This window comes from Erythrobacter sp. W36, assembly GCF_057364935.1.
In genome coordinates, this window is sequence record NZ_CP200281.1 from 243,136 (window position 1) to 263,926 (window position 20,791).

18 protein-coding genes and 3 pseudogenes are annotated in these 20,791 nt (G+C 60.0%); 14 read left to right on the top strand and 7 right to left on the bottom strand.

What is annotated here, in order from left to right; all coding sequences use genetic code 11:
- Window positions 1-10: 10 nt before the first annotated feature.
- The 3 genes and pseudogenes from AC0V6U_RS01120 to AC0V6U_RS01130 all read left to right on the top strand — a co-directional run.
- A complete protein-coding gene (locus AC0V6U_RS01120; RefSeq protein WP_472645679.1) occupies window positions 11-922 on the top strand; it encodes a sulfite exporter TauE/SafE family protein in 912 nt (303 codons plus the stop codon).
- Window positions 919-1,683 (top strand): TIGR02186 family protein, encoded by a 765-nt coding sequence (locus AC0V6U_RS01125; protein WP_472644400.1) that lies wholly within the window; start codon window positions 919-921, stop codon window positions 1,681-1,683. Before AC0V6U_RS01120 ends, AC0V6U_RS01125 begins: the two co-directional genes overlap by 4 nt.
- 344 nt (window positions 1,684-2,027) lie before the next feature.
- Window positions 2,028-3,619, top strand: a pseudogene (locus AC0V6U_RS01130) (ATP-binding protein); the annotation flags it as partial.
- A 240-nt stretch (window positions 3,620-3,859) separates the two neighbouring features.
- On the opposite strand, the gene AC0V6U_RS01135 reads toward AC0V6U_RS01130, so the two are convergent.
- Window positions 3,860-4,603, bottom strand: a complete 744-nt coding sequence (locus AC0V6U_RS01135; protein WP_472644401.1) for a 7-carboxy-7-deazaguanine synthase QueE — start codon at window positions 4,601-4,603, stop codon at window positions 3,860-3,862.
- Between the two features lie 622 nt (window positions 4,604-5,225).
- On the opposite strand from AC0V6U_RS01135, the gene AC0V6U_RS01140 reads away from it, so the two are divergent.
- Window positions 5,226-6,773: an MACPF domain-containing protein gene (locus tag AC0V6U_RS01140; protein WP_472644402.1), complete on the top strand. Its 1,548-nt coding sequence runs from the start codon at window positions 5,226-5,228 to the stop codon at window positions 6,771-6,773.
- 359 nt (window positions 6,774-7,132) lie between these two features.
- Here AC0V6U_RS01140 and AC0V6U_RS01145 read toward each other — a convergent pair.
- Window positions 7,133-10,010, bottom strand: a pseudogene (locus AC0V6U_RS01145) (valine--tRNA ligase).
- A 245-nt stretch (window positions 10,011-10,255) separates the two neighbouring features.
- On the opposite strand from AC0V6U_RS01145, the gene AC0V6U_RS01150 reads away from it, so the two are divergent.
- The 4 genes and pseudogenes from AC0V6U_RS01150 (at window position 10,256) to AC0V6U_RS01165 (ending at window position 13,866) form a co-directional block, all read left to right on the top strand.
- The gene (locus AC0V6U_RS01150; RefSeq protein ID WP_472644403.1) at window positions 10,256-11,368 is read left to right on the top strand and encodes an ABC transporter permease; all 1,113 of its coding nucleotides are present in this window, start codon (window positions 10,256-10,258) and stop codon (window positions 11,366-11,368) included.
- A gap of 2 nt (window positions 11,369-11,370) precedes the next feature.
- Window positions 11,371-12,184 (top strand): annotated as a pseudogene (locus AC0V6U_RS01155) (ABC transporter ATP-binding protein).
- 54 nt (window positions 12,185-12,238) lie between these two features.
- Window positions 12,239-13,186, top strand: coding sequence for an MlaD family protein (locus AC0V6U_RS01160; protein ID WP_472644404.1), 948 nt, complete (start codon window positions 12,239-12,241; stop codon window positions 13,184-13,186).
- A gap of 14 nt (window positions 13,187-13,200) precedes the next feature.
- Window positions 13,201-13,866 carry an ABC-type transport auxiliary lipoprotein family protein gene (locus AC0V6U_RS01165; protein WP_486169343.1) on the top strand — a complete coding sequence of 222 codons (666 nt, stop codon included), beginning with the start codon at window positions 13,201-13,203 and terminating at the stop codon, window positions 13,864-13,866.
- 4 nt (window positions 13,867-13,870) lie between these two features.
- On the opposite strand, the gene AC0V6U_RS01170 is transcribed toward AC0V6U_RS01165, so the two are convergent.
- Genes AC0V6U_RS01170 through crcB form a run of 5 tightly spaced genes read right to left on the bottom strand, consistent with a single transcriptional unit; the run spans window position 13,871 to window position 17,127 of the window.
- Window positions 13,871-14,572 carry an ATP12 family chaperone protein gene (locus tag AC0V6U_RS01170; protein WP_472644406.1) on the bottom strand — a complete coding sequence of 234 codons (702 nt, stop codon included), beginning with the start codon at window positions 14,570-14,572 and terminating at the stop codon, window positions 13,871-13,873.
- Window positions 14,569-14,802: a hypothetical protein gene (locus AC0V6U_RS01175; protein WP_472644407.1), complete on the bottom strand. Its 234-nt coding sequence runs from the start codon at window positions 14,800-14,802 to the stop codon at window positions 14,569-14,571. Before AC0V6U_RS01175 ends, AC0V6U_RS01170 begins: the two co-directional genes overlap by 4 nt.
- Window positions 14,799-15,458, bottom strand: a complete 660-nt coding sequence (locus AC0V6U_RS01180; protein WP_472644408.1) for an HAD-IA family hydrolase — start codon at window positions 15,456-15,458, stop codon at window positions 14,799-14,801. Before AC0V6U_RS01180 ends, AC0V6U_RS01175 begins: the two co-directional genes overlap by 4 nt.
- Window positions 15,455-16,726: an RluA family pseudouridine synthase gene (locus AC0V6U_RS01185; protein ID WP_472644409.1), complete on the bottom strand. Its 1,272-nt coding sequence runs from the start codon at window positions 16,724-16,726 to the stop codon at window positions 15,455-15,457. Before AC0V6U_RS01185 ends, AC0V6U_RS01180 begins: the two co-directional genes overlap by 4 nt.
- The gene (gene crcB, locus AC0V6U_RS01190) at window positions 16,723-17,127 is read right to left on the bottom strand and encodes a fluoride efflux transporter CrcB (protein WP_486169344.1); all 405 of its coding nucleotides are present in this window, start codon (window positions 17,125-17,127) and stop codon (window positions 16,723-16,725) included. The genes AC0V6U_RS01185 and crcB overlap by 4 nt, the downstream gene beginning before the upstream one ends.
- 116 nt (window positions 17,128-17,243) lie before the next feature.
- Between crcB and AC0V6U_RS01195 the strand changes: the two genes are divergently transcribed.
- From AC0V6U_RS01195 to gatA, 6 genes are all read left to right on the top strand, one after another.
- A complete protein-coding gene (locus AC0V6U_RS01195; protein WP_472644411.1) occupies window positions 17,244-17,642 on the top strand; it encodes a DUF4287 domain-containing protein in 399 nt (132 codons plus the stop codon).
- An 8-nt stretch (window positions 17,643-17,650) separates the two neighbouring features.
- On the top strand, window positions 17,651-17,788 hold the full coding sequence (locus AC0V6U_RS01200; RefSeq protein WP_472645680.1) for a DUF5655 domain-containing protein: 138 nt from the start codon (window positions 17,651-17,653) through the stop codon (window positions 17,786-17,788).
- Window positions 17,789-17,962: 174 nt separating this feature from the next.
- Window positions 17,963-18,169 carry a 30S ribosomal protein S21 gene (rpsU, locus tag AC0V6U_RS01205; RefSeq protein WP_006834591.1) on the top strand — a complete coding sequence of 69 codons (207 nt, stop codon included), beginning with the start codon at window positions 17,963-17,965 and terminating at the stop codon, window positions 18,167-18,169.
- 114 nt (window positions 18,170-18,283) lie between these two features.
- Window positions 18,284-18,880 carry an FKBP-type peptidyl-prolyl cis-trans isomerase gene (locus AC0V6U_RS01210; protein WP_472644412.1) on the top strand — a complete coding sequence of 199 codons (597 nt, stop codon included), beginning with the start codon at window positions 18,284-18,286 and terminating at the stop codon, window positions 18,878-18,880.
- A 22-nt stretch (window positions 18,881-18,902) separates the two neighbouring features.
- The gene (gene gatC, locus AC0V6U_RS01215; RefSeq protein WP_472644413.1) at window positions 18,903-19,205 is read left to right on the top strand and encodes an Asp-tRNA(Asn)/Glu-tRNA(Gln) amidotransferase subunit GatC; all 303 of its coding nucleotides are present in this window, start codon (window positions 18,903-18,905) and stop codon (window positions 19,203-19,205) included.
- A 103-nt stretch (window positions 19,206-19,308) separates the two neighbouring features.
- Window positions 19,309-20,790, top strand: coding sequence for an Asp-tRNA(Asn)/Glu-tRNA(Gln) amidotransferase subunit GatA (gatA, locus tag AC0V6U_RS01220; RefSeq protein ID WP_472644414.1), 1,482 nt, complete (start codon window positions 19,309-19,311; stop codon window positions 20,788-20,790).
- Window position 20,791: the final 1 nt, after the last annotated feature.

Consider the following 20,791-nt stretch of genomic DNA (forward strand, 5'->3'; position numbering starts at 1 on the left):
CTCCGCTGCTATGGATGTCTACCTGCCCATAGCCAATCTGTCAGTGAACGGTTTTTACATCGTCATGCTGGGCGGGCTGACGGGTATTCTGTCCGGCCTGTTCGGCGTTGGCGGCGGGTTTTTGACCACGCCATTGCTGATTTTCTACGGCATTCCGCCAACTGTCGCGGCGGCCTCTGCGGCGACGCAGGTGACCGGGGCCAGCGTTTCCGGCGTGCTTGCGCACCGCAAGCGTAATGGCGTGGATTACCGCATGGGGCTGGTCATGGTCGGCGGCGGCATTGTCGGCGCGCTGCTCGGGGCTCTGCTGTTCCGTCTGCTGCAATCGATTGGCCAGATCGATGTCGTGATCAACGTTCTTTATGTGGTGATGCTCGGCACGATTGGCGGGCTGATGGCGCGCGAGGCGGTTGAGGCTCTATGGCCGCGCAAGGGTGCTACCAAGCAGCCACGCAAGCGACGTCACCACCCGCTCGTTGCCAATCTGCCGATGCGCTGGCGCTTCTATCGCAGCGGTCTTTATATCTCCCCGCTCGCCCCGCTTATTCTGGGCGTACTGGTGGGTATCCTGACCATGCTGATGGGCGTGGGCGGAGGCTTCATTCTGGTACCAGCCATGCTCTACCTCTTGGGGATGAGCGGCAATGTGGTGGTGGGAACCTCGCTGTTCCAAATCCTGTTTGTGACCATGGTGACGACCATGACCCATGCGCTGACCACCAAAGCGGTGGACATCGTTCTGGCAGGTCTATTGCTGCTAGGCTCGGTCATGGGCGCGCAGTTTGGCACGCAGATCGCCCTTAAGGCTAAGCCGGAGCTGCTGCGTCTGATCCTTGCCGGTATCGTGATCCTGGTGGCGCTGCGCATGCTTTATGGCTTGGGCATTGAGCCGGACGAGATTTACACGGTGAGCCCGCTATGATGGCGGCGGCGCGCCTTGCATTCCTTGGCCTCGCAGCGGTCTTTTTGAGCGCTCAGCGAGAACCCATTTTGGTGCCAGAGGTTAGCCAAAGCCGGGTCGAGGTGCGCCAAGGTTTCACCGGGGCGGATCTGCTGCTTTACGGCGCAATCGTCGATCCCGCAGGCCCTGCGCGCGGCACCGAATATGATATTGTGGTGGTGCTGAAAGGCCCGGCGGAGGCGATCCGCCTGCGCGAGAAAGAGCGTATCGCAGGGATTTGGATGAATGCGGAGAGCACCGATTTCCGCTCCGCACCGGCGTTCTTCGCTGTCGCATCTTCCCGCCCGATCCCCGAAATCGTCGATGAGCGAACCGCCGCAATCTATGAGCTTGGCACGAGCTTTATTCAGCTCAGCCCGTCCGGCCAGATCGAGCCAGAAACGCAGACCCGTTTTTCTGATGGTCTGGTGGATATGCGTAGGCGCCTCGGGCTCTACAAAGAGGATATGAACGGCGTCAGCATTACCGAAAAGGTTCTGTATCAGGCGCGCATCAACCTGCCTTCCAACGTGACGACGGGCCAATACACAGCGGAGACCTTTGCGATTGCCAATGGCCGCGTGCTTGCCAGTGCGACCGCGCCAATCACGGTCGAAAAAGTCGGGCTGGAAGGGCGAGTTGTGAATGCCGCCAATCGCTGGGCGCTGTTCTATGGACTGGGCGCAATCGCGCTGTCAGTGTTTATGGGATGGTTCGCTGGCCGGGTGTTCGCGAAGGTCTAAGCCGTTTTGCCGCGCGGCGCATCGCGCGGCTTTTCATTCAATCTTGACGCGATCTTAACCTCGATATGAGTACGGGTGACCCCAGATAATTTTGGGGAAAGTGTGATCTCATGACAGATATGAGCAATCCGGGTTTTGGACGTTCGCAAGAAAGCGGTGCGCGCGCCACTGATGGCGCCAATGAGGCCGTCGCAGGAATGCACGCAGCAACCAGCGCGCCTGCGCCAACAGCGGCTCTTACGCCGACGCCAGAGCCAACGCCTGCTCCAGTTTCGCAGCCTCCTGCTGCGGCTGAGCCGACCTCCGTTTCGGCCGCTGAGCAAAAGTCACATGAGAACGCCAAGCAACCAATCGGCGTTGTCCTGGAGATCTCCGGTGCTCGGCTCTCAGGTGGCCATCGATCTCCAACGCCTCGGTGAATGTATGGAAGACGCCGATCCTTCGATCGCGCTCGCCGGACAAGTTGGCAGTCAGATCAAGATCCGCGTCGGCGATGCATGGCTGCTCGCCAACGTCCGTGACCAGCGCAAGGATCGCCGCAACGACAAAGGCATCACCGCAAACATCGACTTCCTTGGCGAGGGCCAGGAAGAGAAGCTAACGGGCCGCATCCATGGCTTCCGCCGCGGTGTGACGCGTTATCCGGTGCCTGGGGCGCTGGTCTATCCGGCCACGACCGAAGACTTGAAGCAGATCTACGCCAGCGATGGCCGCGCCAACATCACAATCGGCACCGTTTATCCGACCAAGGACATCCGCGCCGAGCATGTACATCGACGCGATGCTGGGTAAGCACTTCGCGCTGCTGGGCTCCACCGGTACCGGTAAGTCGACCAGTGCCGCGCTCATCCTGCACCGCATTTGTGAGGCTGCGCCTCAGGGTCACATCGTCATGATTGACCCTCACGGCGAGTATTCCGCAGCCTTCCGTCAAACCGGCCACATCCTCGATGTGTCGAACCTGCAAATGCCGTATTGGCTGATGAACTTCGAGGAGCATTGCGAAGTTCTCCTGACCAGCGACGGCAACGAACGCCAGGTCGATTCTGACATTCTCGCCAAGTGCTTGCTGCATGCTCGCTCCAAGAACCGCTTGGCCGAGACAATGGGCAAGATCACCGCAGATTCGCCGATCCCGTACCTGCTCTCCGATCTTGCGACCAAGCTGCAGGACGAGATGGGTAAACTCGACAAGGCCACCTCCTCTGCGCCTTACATGCGGATCAAGGGTAAGCTCGACGAGCTCAAAGCCGATCCGCGCTACCAGTTCATGTTCTCCGGCATGCTCGTCGGCGACACGATGGCGGACTTCATCGCCAAGGTGTTCCGCATGCCGGGCGATGGCAAACCGATCTCGATCATCGACGTCTCGGGCGTTCCATCAGACATCACCTCTACCGTGGTTGCTGTTCTCAGCCGCCTCGTGTTCGACTTTGCGATCTGGGGCCGCGAAGAGAAGACCCGCCCGATCCTGCTCGTGTGCGAGGAGGCCCACCGCTATGTTCCAAACGAGAAGAACTCGGACGGCTCATCGGTCGCCAGCATTCTTGGCCGGATCGCGAAAGAGGGCCGGAAATACGGTATCAGCCTCGGCCTCATCACCCAGCGCCCATCCGACCTTGCCGAAGGCGTGCTGTCACAATGCGGCACCATCCTTTCCATGCGCCTCAACAACGACCGCGACCAAGCCTTCGTGAAGGCCGCCATGCCGGAAGGCGCACGCGGCTTCCTCGATTCCATCCCCGCCTTGCGCAACCGCGAGGTGATCATCTGCGGCGAGGGTGTCGCAATCCCCATCCGCGTGAGCTTCGACAACCTCGAAGAGAGCAAGCGTCCGGCATCCGAAGACCCGAGCTTTGTTGACCTGTGGTCCGAAGGCGGCGGCGAGGAAGAGGTCGTCAACCGCGTTGTCCAACGCTGGCGTTCTCAAGGTTAGCGATTCTTCGGTTCCGCACGCTATCCAGCGTGCGATATCCTCGCTCATGCGACCTGAAGGTCGCGTCGCTGCGGGCGTGCGCCCTTGCGGCGCTGCGCGCCGTGCTCCGCGACCAAGCCAGTTGGATGGCGCAGTTTCGAAGCCGCTCGGCTTCGCAAGCGCGACCGCGCGCCGCGGCTTATGCCGCGAAAGCCAAGCGGGCCGGATGGCCCGCGCCCGGCGCTTGAGGGCCCAAGCAAACTACGTACCTCTTTCATCACCATACAGATGGATGTGCAGCCGGTCTGACATGCGAAAGCCATGCTGTAGGCACAGCGGGCTGAGCCATTCCTCGCGTGCTCGCAATGTCTCGCTGTCCGTACCTTCTGGCATTAGGAAGACGTGGCCGGGTTTGAACATGTAGCGCCGCTGTAGCTCCAGCACCTCCTTCACATCCTCGGGCTTAGCTATGACGAACTTGAAGTAGGCGCGCGGATCGCATGCGTAGAAGTCGAGCCGCTCCGGGATCAGCGCTTGGCTCCCCTCATTACCCGAATGCGCAAGCTTGGGGCTGACGTTGTACTGATCGACGCGAATGTCGACATGAGACGGCGCTTTGGTCGTGCCATTGGTCTCAATCTCGATCTCCATGTCGGGGATCAACGCCATCAGATCGGCCAGCGCCGCGCCTTGGAGCAGCGGCTCTCCGCCTGTGATCACCAGCCGCTTCTGCCCGAGCGCCAAGATGCGCGCCGCGACATCGGCAACCTCCAGCGCTGCCTGATTGGCCTTGCGCTCAAAGGCGATACCATCGCGGTGCGGGCGGCTCTCGTCAAAGCGCCAGGTGTAGGCCGTGTCGCACCAGGTGCAGGCGAGGTTGCAGCGCGAGAGCCGCATGAACGCGACCGGGGTGCCCACGCTCGGCCCCTCGCCTTGCAAAGAGGCGAAGATCTCCGGCCCGCCGCCATCCGCGACCGCACCGTCTGTTGCCAGCACCAGCTTCATGGATGAGCGCTTTCTGTTGTGAGTGACCGAGCCACCCGCGCCCTCCACCCTTCCTCCCGGAGCCTACCGGGATACCATCCGGGTGGAAGGGTGGAGGGCGAGGGTGGCTCGGCCCAACGCGGTTCATCGACAGGAATGCACGCTTGGAACACCTGGAACACAGTCCTAGCGCCAAAAACCAATCGATCACAGGCGTGGGCATTAATCGGTTTTATCGATTGAAACGGAGGGAATGCAGCATGGCTCATAACCCGCATCTTTCGCATATCCCGGCAGCGTAGGAAACTATGGAAGAGTGTTACCCTTTGCGGCGCATTCGAGAAAACCGGACTTTCAGCTTTCGACCCAGTCTTGGCTATTGGGTGGGTCATGTTAGCTGTTTGCTAAGAGCGCAAATGCAGAAAACTCGGACTGACCTTCCACTAGATGTCGCTATCAATCAGTAGTCTGACCAAATTCAAAAGACTGAGGTGTTTTTCTTATACATCGCGGTTACTAGAGCTAGATATGATTTGTGATAGGTTGATATATATAAGGCGGATCTTATGCTCTTTGCTAATCAGTAAAAAACTTTGTATTTAAAAAATAAATTGAAAAATCGCCCATAGTTAGGATAATCACAGTGTCAGAGAACGTTTTTCCTTGGATTAAATCTACTCATATTCAGCTAGGTTCTGGCTTTGACTCGCTGAAATTTGAACCATGCGGGAAGGGCGTCGAAGATGCTGAAAGCACAAACCGCTTGCAGCTTGGACCGTCAGATGGCGATGGATTTGAGCTCCTTTCTCCCAACGTTGCGACTGGCATCGCCTTGGATTTTTCGTCAGATGACGAAATAAATGAGCTCGGCCAGAGAGTGAAGTACAAGCTAAAGGTTATCGAAAATGAGAAGCTCTTTCGGAAATCATTAGGCCTTTCTGCTTCGGCTTCTTTTAAGGGGGTTGCTGCGAGTGGCTCCGCCCGAATGTCGATATTCCAACAAGTCACAATCAATAATTACGATGTTTTCTTACTAGCATCTGTGTCAGTTATTGATCACGTCAAGGGGTTGGGTAAGTTGGCTTTCACGGAATTGGCGAAGGCTAAATGGGCCAGCTTGAAAGACGCTAGCAGGAAGAAGCGATTCACAGAGATTTTTGGAAATGGCTTTGTAAACAGCGTAACGTACGGCGGCGAATTGTTCATTCTGTTTCGCTTCTCTTGCCGCTCCAAAGAGGAAAAAAAGTCCCTGATTTCTAGTCTCGAAGGCAAGATAGGAAGCTGGGGAGCGTCGGCTGATTTTGAGCGCCACATTCAACAAATTACCAGCGAAAGGCAGACGGACAAAATCGTTGAGCGTGATGGTGGTGTCGGCGACCTTGAGGCAGCAGACTTGGCTTCATTGCTAACTGCCTGCAAAGAAATGCCTTCAAGAGTACGAAAGGCTCCAGTTCCAATTTTCTTCGAAACACAGCGATATGCCCGTGTGCCTGCTGAGGGGATCGATGTGAATGTTGAGGCATTGGATGCGCAATTCCTGATCGAGGATCTAGCTGAGCTCCACAATGCAGCACAGGAGCGGTTGTCATCATGGCTAATTGCGGGAGACAATCGCGAGCTATTTGCGGGGCTGGAGGAGAGCGACATACAAGTGCAAATGCGTAAACTTGAAGACGTGATTAAGTCGACGCGGCGAGATAGCGAGCGTATCGCATCTGACCGTTTCAAGGATTGGTCCGATTATCCTTTTGAGACCGTTGGTGAATTACCTTCACCTCCGTCTTTTGCATCGGGTGTAGTGCTAGGATTGAGCCTTAAAACAAACTGGCAGGTTGGCGGCTATAAAGAATCGGATGGCTCGTTAATTGAAGGGAAGTATTTACGTAGCTTTTCCATTTCGGATGATGCTTTGTCAGAGGGCACGACCATTGAGTACGGAGCCCATTTAGGCAACCATGGATCAGGCGACGTTGGATGGTGGTCGGCACCAACGATGTCATCGCCAGAAGAGCGGGTGGAAGGCATTTCTGTTCGCATTGTTGGGCGCGACAAGGCGAGATACGCGATAAGGTATTGGTTCCACAGAGCGGACAGCGACTACATATATTACGGAGAGAATGGCAGCTTTGCGGGCACGCGGGGCCAGTCTATGGAGTGTGACGGTTTGAGGGTTCAGTTGGTGACGAATTAATGGGTAACTCGTTAGGTCTACTGAAGGCGAGGTCAACGAGAGAAACGCTCGTTTAGCGCGCTTTTTCCGCATTACCTTGTGGTGTTTTCACGTACGTGGCCAAACTCCGTTGGTAGTTTCACTAGTCGATTGGAGATGGAGCGGCGGAGCCTTTGTGGCATACACTGAGAGAGGCCAACTGCTTGTACGAGGTTGGTAGACGAACACCCTCTAATGCCTGCCTACAGGATCAAGCGGTCGCTAATGTTTACCATCCTTGCTTGCGGTCTCCACCCCCAAAACTTGCCTAAACGCCGCCTTAGCGCATGCCTGAAACCAGATCCCATGGCGGCTCCGTGGGCGCTTAGGGCAGCGCAAAACTACCCTAACCGCGCCAGCGCCGCTGTTAGCCGTTCTGCCTCTGCCGAGTGATGCGCAAAGTCGGCTTTCGCTTTCTCCACCGCTTCGGCCTTGGCGCGTTCGACGAAGTTCGCATTGCTGAGGCGGCCTTCGAGAGACTTTGCCTCTTTTTTGCTCGCCGCGAGAGCTTTTTCCAGCCGCGCCTTTTCCTCGGCGATATCGATGATCCCCTCCAGCGGGATCACGAACACGTCGCTGCCTGCTGTCACTTGCATGGCCGGGCCATCGGGCGCCTCGCCCAGGGTCACCGGGGTCAGGCGCGCGAGCCGTTCGATCGCGGCGCTGCTGCGCTCGATTGTGCTGGTCGCGAGCGGTGATGCGTTTGGTAGGAACGCGGCCAGTTTCGCGCCGGGGGCAATGCCCAGCTCGTTTTTGGCGCTGCGGACATTGCTGGTCAGCTCAATCACCCAGTCAATCGCTTGGGTTGCAGGCTTGCTGACATCGCCGCGCGGATCGGGCCATTTGGCGGTGATGATCGGATATTCGCTGCGATCATTACCGTTTAGCGCGCCTTGCGCATGCCACAGCTCTTCCGTGATAAACGGCATGAACGGGTGCAGCATGACGAGGATCTGATCGAGCGCCCATCCGGCCACTTCGCGGGTTTCGGCGGCTGCCGTCTCGCTTGCGCCTTCGGCAAAGACCGGCTTGATCAGCTCCAAATACCAATCGCAAAAGCGCGACCAGGTGAATTGATAGATCGTGTTCGCCGCAGCATCGAAGCGCAGATCGGCCATTGCCGCATCCAGCGCCTCTACGGTTTGCTGAACCTCGCCAATGATCCATTGGTTCGCCGCGAGCCGCGCCTCTGGAGCGGCCAGAGTGCTGCTCGCGCCAATGCCATTGGACTGGCAGAAACGCGTCGCATTCCAGAGCTTTGTCGCGAAATTGCGGTATCCTTTGACCCGCTCATTATCCATTTTGATATCGCGGCCCTGGCTTTCCATCGCCGCCATGAAGAACCGCAGCGCATCCGCGCCAAATTCGTCAATCAGGCCGAGCGGATCGACGACATTGCCCTTCGACTTGGACATTTTCGCGCCGTCGGCTGCGCGGACCAGGCCGTGCAGATACAGCTTGGGCCAGGGCGCTTGGCCCATATTGTACTGCCCCATCATCATCATCCGCGCGTCCCAGAAGAACAGGATGTCAAAGCCGCTGATCAGCAGATTGTTGGGGAAGTGTTTGGCGAGGAGGTCCTCCCCGGAACGGGGAGGGGGACCGCCCGCAGGGTGGTGGAGGGGATTTGTCGACTGGCTCTGGGCTTGAGGCGAGACCCCACCACCAGACTTCGTCTGGTCCCCCTCCCCAGATTGGGGAGGATTAGGCCAACCGAGCGTGGCGAAAGGCCACAGCGCGGATGAGAACCAGGTGTCGAGGACGTCGGGGTCCTGCGTCAGAGTGACAGCCGGCGCCTGCTTTGCTTTGGGCTTCTTCCTCGGAAAGGGCGACGTAGACCTCGCCCTGATCATCAAACCAAGCCGGAATCCGGTGGCCCCACCACAGCTGGCGGGAAACGCACCATGGCTGGATGTTTTCCATCCAGTTGAAGAAGGTTTTCTCCCAGCTTTGCGGGATGATTTCGATCTCGCCTGACTTCACCTGCTCGATCGGTTTCGCGGCGAGCTTTTCCGCATCGACATACCATTGGTCGGTCAGCCAGGGCTCAATCACCACGCCGCCGCGGTCGCCAAATGGCGTCGCGATGGTGCGCGGTTCAGCGTCGAGTTCTTGTTCTTCGCCCTTTTTGGTCTTGGCGATGTGCGGGATTAGGAAGCCTTGCTCCTTCAGCCGCTCGATCACCAATTCGCGCGCGCCCGGCGTGCCCCCATCTTCTTTGGCTCGCTTGAAGCGGTGCAGGCCGAGGAATTCCTCTGGCACCAGCCCGTCGGAAGTCTGACAAACATTCGCATCGCCATCGAGCATGTTGAGCATATCGCCCGCCGCAATTCCGGCGCGCTTGCCAACTTCAAAGTCATTAAAGTCGTGGCCCGGCGTGATTTTCACCGCGCCGCTGCCCAGCTCTGGATCGGCGTGTTCATCGGCGACAATCGGCACTTTGCGGCCCGTGATCGGCAGGACGACATGCTTGCCAACGACGCTGGCATAGCGCTCATCCGTGGGGTGCACGGCGACGGCCATATCGGCCAGCATGGTCTCGGGCCGCGTAGTCGCAACCTCGATGTAATCGCGGCCATCGGATAGGGTTACGCCGTCTTCCAACGGATATTTGAAGTGCCAGAAACTGCCCTTCAGGTCCTGCGTCTCAACCTCAAGATCCGAAATCGCGGTCTTCAGCTTCGGGTCCCAATTGACCAGCCGTTTGTCGCGGTAAATCAGGCCGTCATTATACAGATCAACAAAGGTCTTGAGCACCGCTTTGGTGAAGTGCTCGTCCATCGTGAATTGCTCTCGCGACCAATCCATTGAGCAGCCGAGCTAGCGCAGCTGGCGCGTGATCGTGCCGCCGCTTTCGTGTTTCCATTCCCAAACCTTGTCGACGAAGTCTTCGCGCGAATAATTGGTGCGCTTGTCCTGGCGCTCCTCCATCTGGCGCTCGACCACCATTTGCGTGGCGATGCCAGCGTGGTCCGTGCCGACCACCCACAATGCGTCTTTGCCGCGCAGCCGCTCATACCGCACGACGATGTCCTGCAGCGTGTTGTCGAGCGCATGGCCGATATGCAGCGATCCGGTGACGTTTGGCGGCGGGTTCACGATGGTGAAGGGTTCCGCATCCGGACGCTCAGGCCGGAACAGGCCTTTCTCTTCCCAATGCTGATACCAGCGCGCCTCAATATCGGCGGGGCTAAAGGTGGTGGGTAGTTGGTCGGTCATTTTAGTTACGTGCTCGCTTGCGCTCGCGGCCGTAGCCTCCCACGCCCTCCGCCCTTCCACCCGGACGGTGTCCCGGTAGGATCCGGGCGTGCGGGCGGAGGGCGTGGGAGGCTACGGACCTCAGAAAAAATCACCCACTCCAATACAGCCGTCATGCTGCGACGCAACGGAGAGTTTCGTCTGAGATGCGCGCTGGGCCCAAGCAAGGCTTGTTTGCGCAGCGATTTGTCCGCATAGCCTTAACCATGGACGGGGCCGCGCAACTCTCTGTGACCGAGGACGAGGCCGGGCGCATCGCATTGGCGCTCGAAGGTCCCTTGCTCGTATCCACCGTTGGCCCGCTCGACCGGGAACTCAGCGCTCTTTCGCAAGAAGTCACCGCGATTGACCTGTCCGGGGTGGAGGAAATCGACACCATTGGCGCCTGGGTGATGTGCCGTCTGGCGGCAACGCACGAGGCGGAAATCACCGGTGCCAGTCCGCGCGCAAAGCGCCTGCTTGATGCGGTTGAAAATGCCGGGTCAGATGCCTCGATGACACCGCCGCGTGTGCCCGTGTGGAAGCGCGTGCCCGAGGCAATGGGCGAGTTGGTGTTCGACATGCGCGCCGGGATCATCGGCGTGGTCGGCTTTCTTGGCCGGGTCTTGATCGCTGCAGGCCGCCTGATGCGCCACCCCAGCCGTTTTCCGATGAAGGCGATGGTGCATCAGATGGAGCTGGTCGGCGTGTCCGCTCTGCCGATCATCGGCCTGATGAGCTTCCTCATCGGCATTGTGATCGCTCAGCAGGGCGCAGTGCAGCTCGAACAATTTGGCGCAGAGGCGCTGACCGTGAACCTCGTCGGCCGCATTACTCTGCGAGAGCTCGGCGTGCTGATGACCGCGATTATGGTCGCGGGCCGCTCTGGCAGCGCCTTTGCCGCGCAGATCGGGACGATGAAACTAACCGAAGAGGTCGACGCGATGCGCACCATCGGCATTTCACCGGCAGAGGTGCTGGTCATCCCGCGCATTCTCGCATCGACATTTATGATGGTGCTGCTGGGCTTTTACGCCTCCATCGTCGCGATCATCGGCGGCGCAGTGGTTGGTCAGTTCGCGCTCGGCATTCCGTTCTTCACCTTCCTTGAGCGTATTCAGGAGGTTGTGCCGACCTATGACCTGTGGGTCGGCTTGATCAAGGCGCCGGTGTTCGGGCTGATCATCGGTCTTGCGGGCTGTTATCACGGCATGCGGGTTGAGGGGAATTCTGAGCAGGTTGGCCTGCGCACCACCATGGCGGTGGTCTCCGCGATCTTTGCCGTCATCGTGCTCGATGCGTTTTTCGCCGTGTTCTTCACCGAAATTGGGTGGGGGTGAGTATGGAAGACACGCTCCACCCACGTTTCAGCGGCCATCCCCCGATTGTGGTTCAGGGGCTGGAGAACAAGTTCGGCGATTTCGCTGTCCATGACGACCTGTCGCTGGAGGTTCGCGAGGGCGAGATCCTGGGCGTGGTCGGCGGGTCCGGCACTGGCAAATCGGTGTTGATGCGCTCGATCATCGGCCTGCAAATCCCCACCGCTGGCGATATTTCGGTGTTTGGCCGCAAGATCACCGGGATTGATCCTGATCAGGATCTCGGCGTGCGCTGCCGCTGGGGCGTTATGTTTCAGGGCGGGGCGTTGTTCTCCACGCTGACCGTGGGTGAGAACGTCGAAGTGCCGCTGAAGAAGTTCTTCCCCGATATTGATGACGAGCTGCGCCGCGAGATTGCGCGCTACAAAGTGCTATTGTCCGGTCTGCCCGAAGACGCCATCGCCAAATTCCCATCAGAGCTGTCTGGCGGAATGAAGAAACGCGCTCGGCCTCGCCCGTGCGCTCGCGCTCGATCCGGAGCTATTGTTCCTTGATGAGCCGACCGCTGGCCTCGATCCAATTGGCGCGGCGGCCTTCGACAGCCTGACCAAGGAATTGAAGGAAACGCTTGGCCTCACGGTCTTTCTGATCACCCACGATCTCGACACTTTATACGAGATTTGTGACCGGGTCGCCGTGCTGGCCGATAAGCAAGTCGTGGCCGTGGGCACGATCCCGGAACTGATCGAAACCGGGCATCCGTGGATCCTTGAATACTTTAACGGTCCGCGCGGGCGCGCCGCATTATCGACGCATCAGCGCGGCGAGCAGGGATAGACAGATGGACAAGTCCATAGACAAGTCCTGCGATGGACAGGCATAGGTAGGGCAATGGAAACACGGGCCAATCACCTTTGGGTAGGAGCTGTGACGTTGGTGCTGCTGGCGGCGCTGGCGGCGTTTATCGTCTGGATCGCGCGGCTGGGGCAGGGCGAACAGAACGAATATGACATCTTCTACAACCAGTCTGTGTCTGGCCTCGCCAATGGCAGCCAGGTTTCCTACGCGGGTGTTCCCGTAGGCCAAGTGCGCGAGATCGCCTTGTCACGCGAAGACCCGGAATTTGTGCGTGTCCGCATTCGTGTGAAGGAAGATGTGCCGATCCTGGTCGGGACGGCGGCGACCATTCAAGCCAGCTTTACCGGCGTCTCCACCATTCTGCTGGATGGGGCGCGCAAGGATGCGCCCGCAATCACTTGTGAGACGACCGCATGCCCCGAAGGCGCGCCGGTGATACCGCCGGGCCGGGGCGGCTTTGGCGAGATTGTCGCCAACGCGCCCCTGCTGCTCGAACGCTTGGCGACGCTGACGGAGCAGCTGAACACCATACTTGGTCCAGAAAATCAGGAACAAATCTCTGGTATTCTGGCCAACACCAATCGCTTATCGGGTGAGCTTGCCAATGCCGCGCCGCGGCTGGAGGGCACGTTTACCGAGCTTGAGGTTGCCTTGCGCGAAGCGGGCGAGGCGCTCGATGCGTTTGAGCAGATCACCGAATCGACCAATGTCCTGATCAATCAAGAAGGCACCGCGCTATCGAAAGAGCTGCGCGGCACGCTCGCCTCGGCCAATCTGGCGGCGGCGGAGCTGGCGAAAACATTGGAAGACACACGGCCCGCCGCGCGGCAATTGCGCGAGAGCACCATTCCTAGCGCTGAGGCGACGCTGCAAGATCTGCGCGCGACCAGCCGGGCGCTGCGCAATGTCACTGAAAAGCTCGACAATCAGGGCGCAGGCGCCCTTTTGCAGGGCCAGACTTTACCGGATTACGAGCCATGAGAGGGCCGCTCACTATGAACCGTTCATCGGGCCGTTCCGCCGCATTCAGGGCCGCAAAACTGGCTGTGATTGCGCCGCTGGCTATAAGCCTGTCCGCCTGCGTCAGCCTCGGCTCAGAGCCGCCGGAAAGCTTGCTAACCCTGACGCCGACCGCGTCAGTGACTGCTGGCCAAGGCGGGCCCATTGTCAACGATGACGCGATCTTTGTTGCGACACCAGAGGTGCCAGCCCGCCTCGATGTCACCCGCATTCCGGTGCGGGTCAGCGAAACTGAGGTCGCCTATTTGCAAGACGCCTTCTGGGTCGAAAAACCAGCGCGGCTGTTCCGCCGCTTGGTTGGCGAAACCTTGCGTTCGCGCGCTGGCGGCGGCGTTCTGGTGCTCGATACAGATGATGCGCCTTTGGATGCGAAAGTGGCCATTCGCGGGACTTTGCGGGAGTTCGGCTATGACGCGTCGCGCTCCGCCGTGGTGGTGCGCTATGACGCGATTATTTCGCGGGATCGGGGCGCTGAGGATAGTGCGTTCGTCACGCGCCGATTTGAGGCGGTGGAGGAGGGCGTGATCGCCGAACCCGCAGCGGTCGGGCAGGCGCTGAACCGCGCGGCTAACCGTGTGGCTCAGGAATTGGCGGACACATTGGTCAATCCTGCAAGTGCATCGTCCACTCAGCCAGAGTGAGCAATCAGCCGCGCGCTAAAGTGATAAATTGATGCGCGGCGAGGAAGTCTGTGCGGCGCTTGGCGCGGCGTTCTTCCGCTTCTTCATCGCGGCCCCATAGTTCGGCTTGCCACAATTCCTCAAGGCACACTGCATCCCATAGGCTGTCCGCATCCGCGCCCGGCTCGCTCGCCAGAATGGCGGTGATCAGCGAGGAGGCCAAAGATGCCATCGCCTCGAGCCCCGCCAACGCAAACGCGCTTTGCCCTTCGATCCGGGCGCGCAGAGCGGCGAGCGCCGCCTCGCTTTGCGGTCTGTGAACGATGCCGCTGACCCGGGTGAAGGTGAAGTCGCTCGCCTTTTCCAAAGGCTGGAGCAGCGGCTCCCACACCTCTTGCTGGCGCGCGAACAAAGCGTCCTCTGGGTCGGCGCGGTAACACAGAGTGTCGGTTTCTCCGTAATTCAGCAGTTTTTCGATCACCTCGCCGCGCGTGCTCTCGACCACGTCGAGCGCATAATCGGCCATATCGCGGTAGACGAACTTGCCAGTGTCGAGCTTCTCGCCTTGCTCGGCCCATTCTGCCGCCATCGTCTCAGCCAGCGCCTTGCTGGGCACGGTTTGAGGCGCGCCGCGAACGGTCTTGATGCCCCGGCCATCCAGCGTCACTTGCCAGCCCGCGCCATCATCCAGCTGGGTTACCGCAACCTGCTTATAGAACCGCTTCACTCTTTCGGACCCTTCCAATGGCGCACCAAAGCATAGGGACCGAAGAGAAAGGTGAGCAGTCCCGCCACGCTGATCACATAGCCAAGCCAATCGGGATAGCCCTCAACCACGCCGCGCGTCATCGCAATGCCCAGCATAACCGCGCCAAGGCCAAGGAAGCGCGCGCCGCTCATCATGGCGACGCGCTGTTTGGCTTGTTGTTCTTTATCGATCGGCGGCTGGTCCGTCATAGCAGCGCCTCCAGCTCGCTAACCTCCGCCGCGATGCCCGCTGCGCCAGCCTCGGTCAGCTCATGCGGCTCGTGATAGCCCCAGGCGACGCCAATGCTGCGGACGTTCGCCTCGGCGGCCATCATGATGTCGAAAGTGGTGTCGCCGATCATCACTGTGTCCTGCGGACGCGCGCCGGCTTCAAAGACGGCGGCTTCCAGCATGGCGGGATGCGGCTTTGACGGGTGCCGGTCGGCGGTTTGCAGCGAGACGAAATGCCCGCGAATATTGTGCGCGGCCAGCACCGCCTCGAGCCCGCGATCCGATTTGCCGGTCGCCACGGCTAGCTGCCAGCCGTCATCGCGCAAGCGGTCCAGCAGGTCGGCAATCCCATCATACAGCGGCTCATGCAGCAGACCCTCTTGGCGGCGCGCGAAATAGGCGCTCTTGTAAAACTCGACGACGTTCTTCACATCGTCATCGGGAATGCCGGGCACGAGATTGCGGATCGCAACCGGCAGGCTGAGGCCGACGATCCGGCGCACGTCATTGCGCGGCGGCGGGGTCAGCTTGGCGCGCTCGAACGCCTGCTGCATCGTGTCGCAAATGTCCGCCTGGCCATCGACCAAAGTGCCATCGCAGTCGAAGACGGCGAGCTTACCTGCGCCAGCGCTCATTTGCGCTTACCTGCGGGTTTGCCATTGGGTTTGCCAGAGCGCTTCAGCGGTTTGCGCTTCTTGCTCTTCGGGTCGCCGCCCGTATTGCCGCGCGTGCCAGCGGTGCGTGTCTTGCGTTCGCCCCGGCGTTCCTTGCGGTATTTCTTGGCGTATTGGCGCGCGACCTGTTTCTTTTCCGCCTTGGTCTTTTCTGGCGCGAGATCGAGGTTTGGATCGGCATTGCTGGCGTTTTCATCAAAGCCAAGCGCTTCCATGCTGGCGGCGAAATGCTCGGGCAGATCGGCGATCACGTCCAGGCGTCCGCCGCCGGTGGCCTTACCCTTGTCATTCTTGTCGCCAGTGGTCCCGCGGCCTGGCTCTGAGATGATCAGGCGGCGCGCGTGCAGGTGCATCTTGCGGCTGATCGCGCCGGTCAGAAACGCATCCTGCCCGCCATATTTGCCGTCGCCCACAATCGGATTGCCAATCGCGGCCATATGCACGCGCAGCTGGTGCGTGCGCCCGGTCAGCGGCTCCAGCTCAACCCAGGCGGTGCGATTGCCGGCCCGCTCCACGACTCGGTAACGGGTCTTGGCCGGTTGGCCGTCTTCCTCGTCGACATGCATTTTCTCCCCGCCAGAGCCGGGCTGCTTAGCGAGCGGCGCGTCGATGGTGCCTTGCGAAACTTCTGGAATGCCGACCACCAGTGCCCAGTAAACCTTGCGCGCGCTGCGCCCGGAAAACCGCTTGGAATAGCTTGCCGCTGCGCCCGGAGTACGGGCGACCAGCAGCACGCCAGAGGTGTCTTTATCGAGCCGGTGGACCAGGCGCGGGCGCACCCCGGCGTTGTACTCGCCCTCTGCGGGCACAAACGCGTCGAGCAAGCCGTCGATATGCTTGTGCGTCTTGCTGCCGCCTTGGGTCGCGAGGCCCGGCGGCTTGTTAAAGACAATCGCAGTCTTGGTCTCGCGGATCACCATATCGCGCGCTTCTTGGATTTCTTCCTCGGTCAGCTCGCGGCGCTGGCGCGGTCCGCGCTCTTTCTGCTCGCCGCCCGGCGGCACGCGCAGCATTTGCCCCTCGCTTAGCCGGTCCTCAGGCTTCGCGCGCTTGCCATCCACCCGGATTTGCCCGGTGCGGGCCCAGCGCGAGACAGTAGCAAAGCCGATCTGCGGCAAATTGCGCTTAAACCAGCGGTCGAGGCGGATCCCGTCGTCATCCTCGCCAACGGTGAACTGGCGCACGTTCTTGTCCGCGCCAGTGCCGTTTTCTGCGTCAGAATTGCTCATGCTGCACCCCGCATAATGATAAGGCCCGCATAAAGCGCCGCGACGCCCGCCAAAACAGAGATCAGCGCATAGCCGATCGCAAGACCCGCCTGTCCGCGCTCAATCATCTGCAGCATTTCCAGGCTAAACGCGCTGAACGTGGTGAACCCGCCGAGCAGGCCGACACCCAGCAGCAAACGCATACCCTCACTCGCCCCGCCGCGCGCCGCCAGCCAGCCGAACAGCACGCCCATCGCCAAGCTGCCCAGCACATTGGCGGTCAACGTCGCCCACGGAAACGTGCCGGGCGCGCCAGCGAAATGCGCAAAGCCGCGGCCCAATTGATAGCGGCACGCAGCGCCCACAGCGCCGCCAAGCGCAACCGTGGACGTGGCCATGAAAGGAGAAAGTGTGGCAGACATTGCGAGGCTCTTAGACGGGGCGGCCGCATTCGTCATCTGCGCAATGCCAGCAGGCGCAATTTTATTCTTCGCTGCAAGTTTGCTACTCTGCTCGGCCTCTGGAGGGGAGAACACATATGGCAACGCCAGATCAGCAGCTCGCGACGATGATCGCCAACATTCCTGAAAAGACCGGCAAGTCGCTGCAGGATTGGATCGATATCATCAATGGCTCTGGCCTCACCAAGCATGGCGAGATCATGAGCCTGCTCAAAAACGATCACGGTGTCTCGCATGGCTTTGCCAATCTGCTGGTCGCGAAATCGAAGGAAACCGGCGAAGAGGTGGACCTTGTCGCGGAGCAATATTCCGGCGGCAAAGCGGGGCTGCGGAGCATTCACGATATGATTGTGCTCTATGCCAATGCGCTGGGCGGGGATGTTGAAGTCGCACCCAAAAAATCGAGCGTTAGCCTGCGCCGGGCCAAGCAATTTGCGCTGATCACGCTGCAGCGACCAAGACCCGGATTGACCTAGGGTTAGCGCTGAAAGGCGATGAACCGGCTGGGCGGCTGGAGAGCTATAACGCCATGTGCAGCCACCGCGTGCGGCTGGAAAGCTCAGGCGATTTTGATGATGAGGTGAAGGCGTGGCTGCGCGAGGCCTATGATCGGGCGGGCTAAACTTACCTCATCGCCCCCGCACAAAAACTTGCCATAGGGCCGCAAATCCACTAGGCGCGACTCAGATTTAGCCGTTCCGCATGGATTCGGCGCAATTTTCGTTGTTTCTATAGATGGTGCTCCCCGCGCGAAATTGTGCGGGCCCGATTGAATTTGAGAAGGTAGTTTCGCTTTATGCAAATCATGGTTCGCGATAACAATGTTGATCAAGCCCTGCGCGCGCTCAAGAAGAAGCTGCAGCGTGAAGGCGTGTATCGCGAAATGAAATTGCGTCGTCACTACGAAAAGCCAAGCGAGAAGCGCGCCCGTGAAAAGGCCGCTGCTGTGCGCCGCGCGCGCAAGCTTGAGCGTAAGCGTATGGAACGCGACGGCATCAAGTAAGCCGTCCGTTTTTCGAGCGATATTCGCTTGAATGCACCAACATGATAAGCCATCAGGGCGCGGGTTCATTCCGCGCCCTTTTGTTTGGCGCCACCTTTATATCAGGATTGATACATGGCCGAAGTTACTCGCGTTCCGTTGCAACCGATTGCCAAGGGCTCGCTGACCAAGCTGTGGCTTGGCGTGCTGATTGCCATTCTTATCGGCGGTGCGATTGCATGGTCGGCTATGCCAAAGGGCCTCTCGCTCGACACTATCGTAGAAGGCACGGGCGAAATGCCGGGGCCGGAAGACGTCGTGTTCGTGAAGTATAAGGGCAAGCTTGCTGACACAGGCGAGGTGTTTGACGAATCTCAGGATATCCCGCTGCCGGTCGAAGGCATCTTCCCGGACGGCAATCCGCTACCACTCGGCCAAATGCTGCCCGGTTTCCGTGATGGCGCGGTGCAAATGCAGCGCGGCGGCCAATACGAGCTCTTTATTCCGGCCGATCAGGCATACGGCGATGCGCCGCCGCCTAACGCGCCGATCCCAGCGGGCGCGGACCTGCTGTTTGAAGTTGAGATGGTCGACTTCATGACGGAGGAAGAATTCCAGCGTAAACTCGGCATTCTGCAGCAAGCCATGGGCGCAGCGGGGCTGGGCGGTCCGGGCGGCCCCGGTGGTCCGCCACCAGAAGGCGCGCCGCAACCGCCGCAGCCGGGTCAATAATCGCCAGAAGGACGCAATCATTATGTCGGTCGATAAAGCCACCGTTGAAAAGATCGCGAAGCTCGCCCGGATTAAAATGGGCGATGAGGAGCTGGAGCGTATGGCGCCCGAGCTTAGCAATATCCTCGATTGGGTTGAGCAGCTGGGCGAAGTGGACACCAGCGGCGTTGAGCCAATGAGCGCGGTCATCCCCAATGCCCTGCGCCTGCGTGAAGACGTGATTGATGCTGATCCCAAGACCGCAGGCGGGCGGCGCGATGATGTGCTGGCCAATGCGCCAGCGGCAGAGCACGGCTTTTTCGGCGTGCCTAAGGTAATCGAATGACGGTGTTTCGACACTTGCGAGTCCCCGCGCAGGCGGGGACCTCTTTCTATCTGGCGGAGCGCGTGCGGATTGAGATCCCCGCCTTCGCGGGGACTCACGGATTATGACTGAACTTACCAATCTCGGGATCAAGGCCATCCGCGATGGCGTGGCCAAGGGCGATTTTACCGCCCGCGAAGTGGCGGAAGGCTTTAACGCCGCCGTCGCAGAGGCGAGCGCGCTTAACACCTTTATCGTCGCGACGCCTGACCATGCGCTGGCCGCCGCCGACGCTACGGACGCGAAACGCGCCAAGGGCGAAGAGCTGGGCGCGATGGGCGGTGTGCCGATTGGCATGAAGGATTTGTTCGCGACCAAGGGCGTGCAAACCACCGCGGCGAGCCACATTCTGGAAGGCTTCACCCCGCATTACGAGAGCACCGTCTCCAGCAATCTCTGGGCCGCTGGCGCAGGTATGCTGGGCAAGCTGAACCTTGATCAGTTCGCCATGGGCAGCTCGAATGAGACCAGCTTTTTCGGCAATGTCTCCTCGCCTTGGCGCAAGGAAGGGACCAATGCTGCCATGTCGCCCGGTGGTTCTTCCGGCGGTTCGTCCAGCGCGGTTGCTGCGCGGATTGCGCCCGCTGCGACCGGCACAGACACTGGCGGTTCAATCCGCCAGCCCGCCGCATTCACCGGCATTTGCGGGATTAAGCCAACCTACGGCCGCTGCTCGCGCTGGGGCGTGGTGGCGTTCGCCTCCTCGCTCGATCAGGCCGGGCCAATGGCGCGATCGGTCGAAGATTGCGCCATCATGCTGGGCGCGATGGCCGGGTTCGATCCGAAAGATTCGACCTCGCTAAAGGTTGATGTGCCGAATTGGGAAGCGGCTCTGTCGGCGGACCTTAAGGGCAAGAAGGTCGGTATTCCGCGCGAATACCGGATGGAGGGCACCGATCAGGCGATCCTCGACAGCTGGGAGCAGGGCAAGGCGTGGCTGAAGGATGCCGGCGCAGAGATCGTCGACGTCTCGCTTCCGCACACCAAATATGCGCTGCCTGCGTATTACATTATCGCGCCCGCAGAGGCGTCTTCCAACCTCGCGCGCTATGACGGCGTGCGCTACGGCCTGCGTGATCTGCCCGATGGGGCGGGCCTGCAGGATATGTATGCCGAAACCCGCGCGGCGGGCTTTGGCGACGAGGTGAAGCGCCGCATTCTGATCGGCACCTATGTGCTCTCAGCGGGCTTCTACGATGCCTATTACAATCAGGCGCAGAAAATCCGCGCTTTGGTGGCGCAGGACTTTGAGAACGCTTGGGCCGAATGCGATCTGATCCTCGCGCCGACCACGCCAACGGCCAGCTTCCCATTGGGTTCGCTCGATGCTGACCCGCTGACGATGTATCTGAACGATGTGTTCGCTGTGCCCGCCTCGCTGGCGGGCCTGCCCGCGATGAGCGTGCCTGCAATGCTGAATTCCGACGGCTTGCCGCTCGGGCTGCAACTGGTGGGCAAGGCCTATGACGAGCAAACTGTGCTCAATGCGGGCCTCGCGATCCAGCAGCGCGCCGGGTTCGACCATGCACCGGAGAAGTGGTGGTAGG

What these genes read in the sequence shown, in the direction of transcription:
- AC0V6U_RS01120 (WP_472645679.1), top strand. Translation starts at nt 11, where the DNA reads ATGGATGTCTACCTGCCCATAGCCAATCTGTCAGTGAACGGTTTTTAC.
- AC0V6U_RS01125 (WP_472644400.1), top strand. Translation starts at nt 919, where the DNA reads ATGATGGCGGCGGCGCGCCTTGCATTCCTTGGCCTCGCAGCGGTCTTT.
- AC0V6U_RS01135 (WP_472644401.1), bottom strand. Translation starts at nt 4,603, where the DNA reads ATGAAGCTGGTGCTGGCAACAGACGGTGCGGTCGCGGATGGCGGCGGG.
- AC0V6U_RS01150 (WP_472644403.1), top strand. Translation starts at nt 10,256, where the DNA reads ATGGACGGGGCCGCGCAACTCTCTGTGACCGAGGACGAGGCCGGGCGC.
- AC0V6U_RS01160 (WP_472644404.1), top strand. Translation starts at nt 12,239, where the DNA reads ATGGAAACACGGGCCAATCACCTTTGGGTAGGAGCTGTGACGTTGGTG.
- AC0V6U_RS01165 (WP_486169343.1), top strand. Translation starts at nt 13,201, where the DNA reads ATGAACCGTTCATCGGGCCGTTCCGCCGCATTCAGGGCCGCAAAACTG.
- AC0V6U_RS01175 (WP_472644407.1), bottom strand. Translation starts at nt 14,802, where the DNA reads ATGACGGACCAGCCGCCGATCGATAAAGAACAACAAGCCAAACAGCGC.
- AC0V6U_RS01180 (WP_472644408.1), bottom strand. Translation starts at nt 15,458, where the DNA reads ATGAGCGCTGGCGCAGGTAAGCTCGCCGTCTTCGACTGCGATGGCACT.
- AC0V6U_RS01185 (WP_472644409.1), bottom strand. Translation starts at nt 16,726, where the DNA reads ATGAGCAATTCTGACGCAGAAAACGGCACTGGCGCGGACAAGAACGTG.
- crcB (WP_486169344.1), bottom strand. Translation starts at nt 17,127, where the DNA reads ATGTCTGCCACACTTTCTCCTTTCATGGCCACGTCCACGGTTGCGCTT.
- AC0V6U_RS01195 (WP_472644411.1), top strand. Translation starts at nt 17,244, where the DNA reads ATGGCAACGCCAGATCAGCAGCTCGCGACGATGATCGCCAACATTCCT.
- rpsU (WP_006834591.1), top strand. Translation starts at nt 17,963, where the DNA reads ATGCAAATCATGGTTCGCGATAACAATGTTGATCAAGCCCTGCGCGCG.
- AC0V6U_RS01210 (WP_472644412.1), top strand. Translation starts at nt 18,284, where the DNA reads ATGGCCGAAGTTACTCGCGTTCCGTTGCAACCGATTGCCAAGGGCTCG.
- gatC (WP_472644413.1), top strand. Translation starts at nt 18,903, where the DNA reads ATGTCGGTCGATAAAGCCACCGTTGAAAAGATCGCGAAGCTCGCCCGG.
- gatA (WP_472644414.1), top strand. Translation starts at nt 19,309, where the DNA reads ATGACTGAACTTACCAATCTCGGGATCAAGGCCATCCGCGATGGCGTG.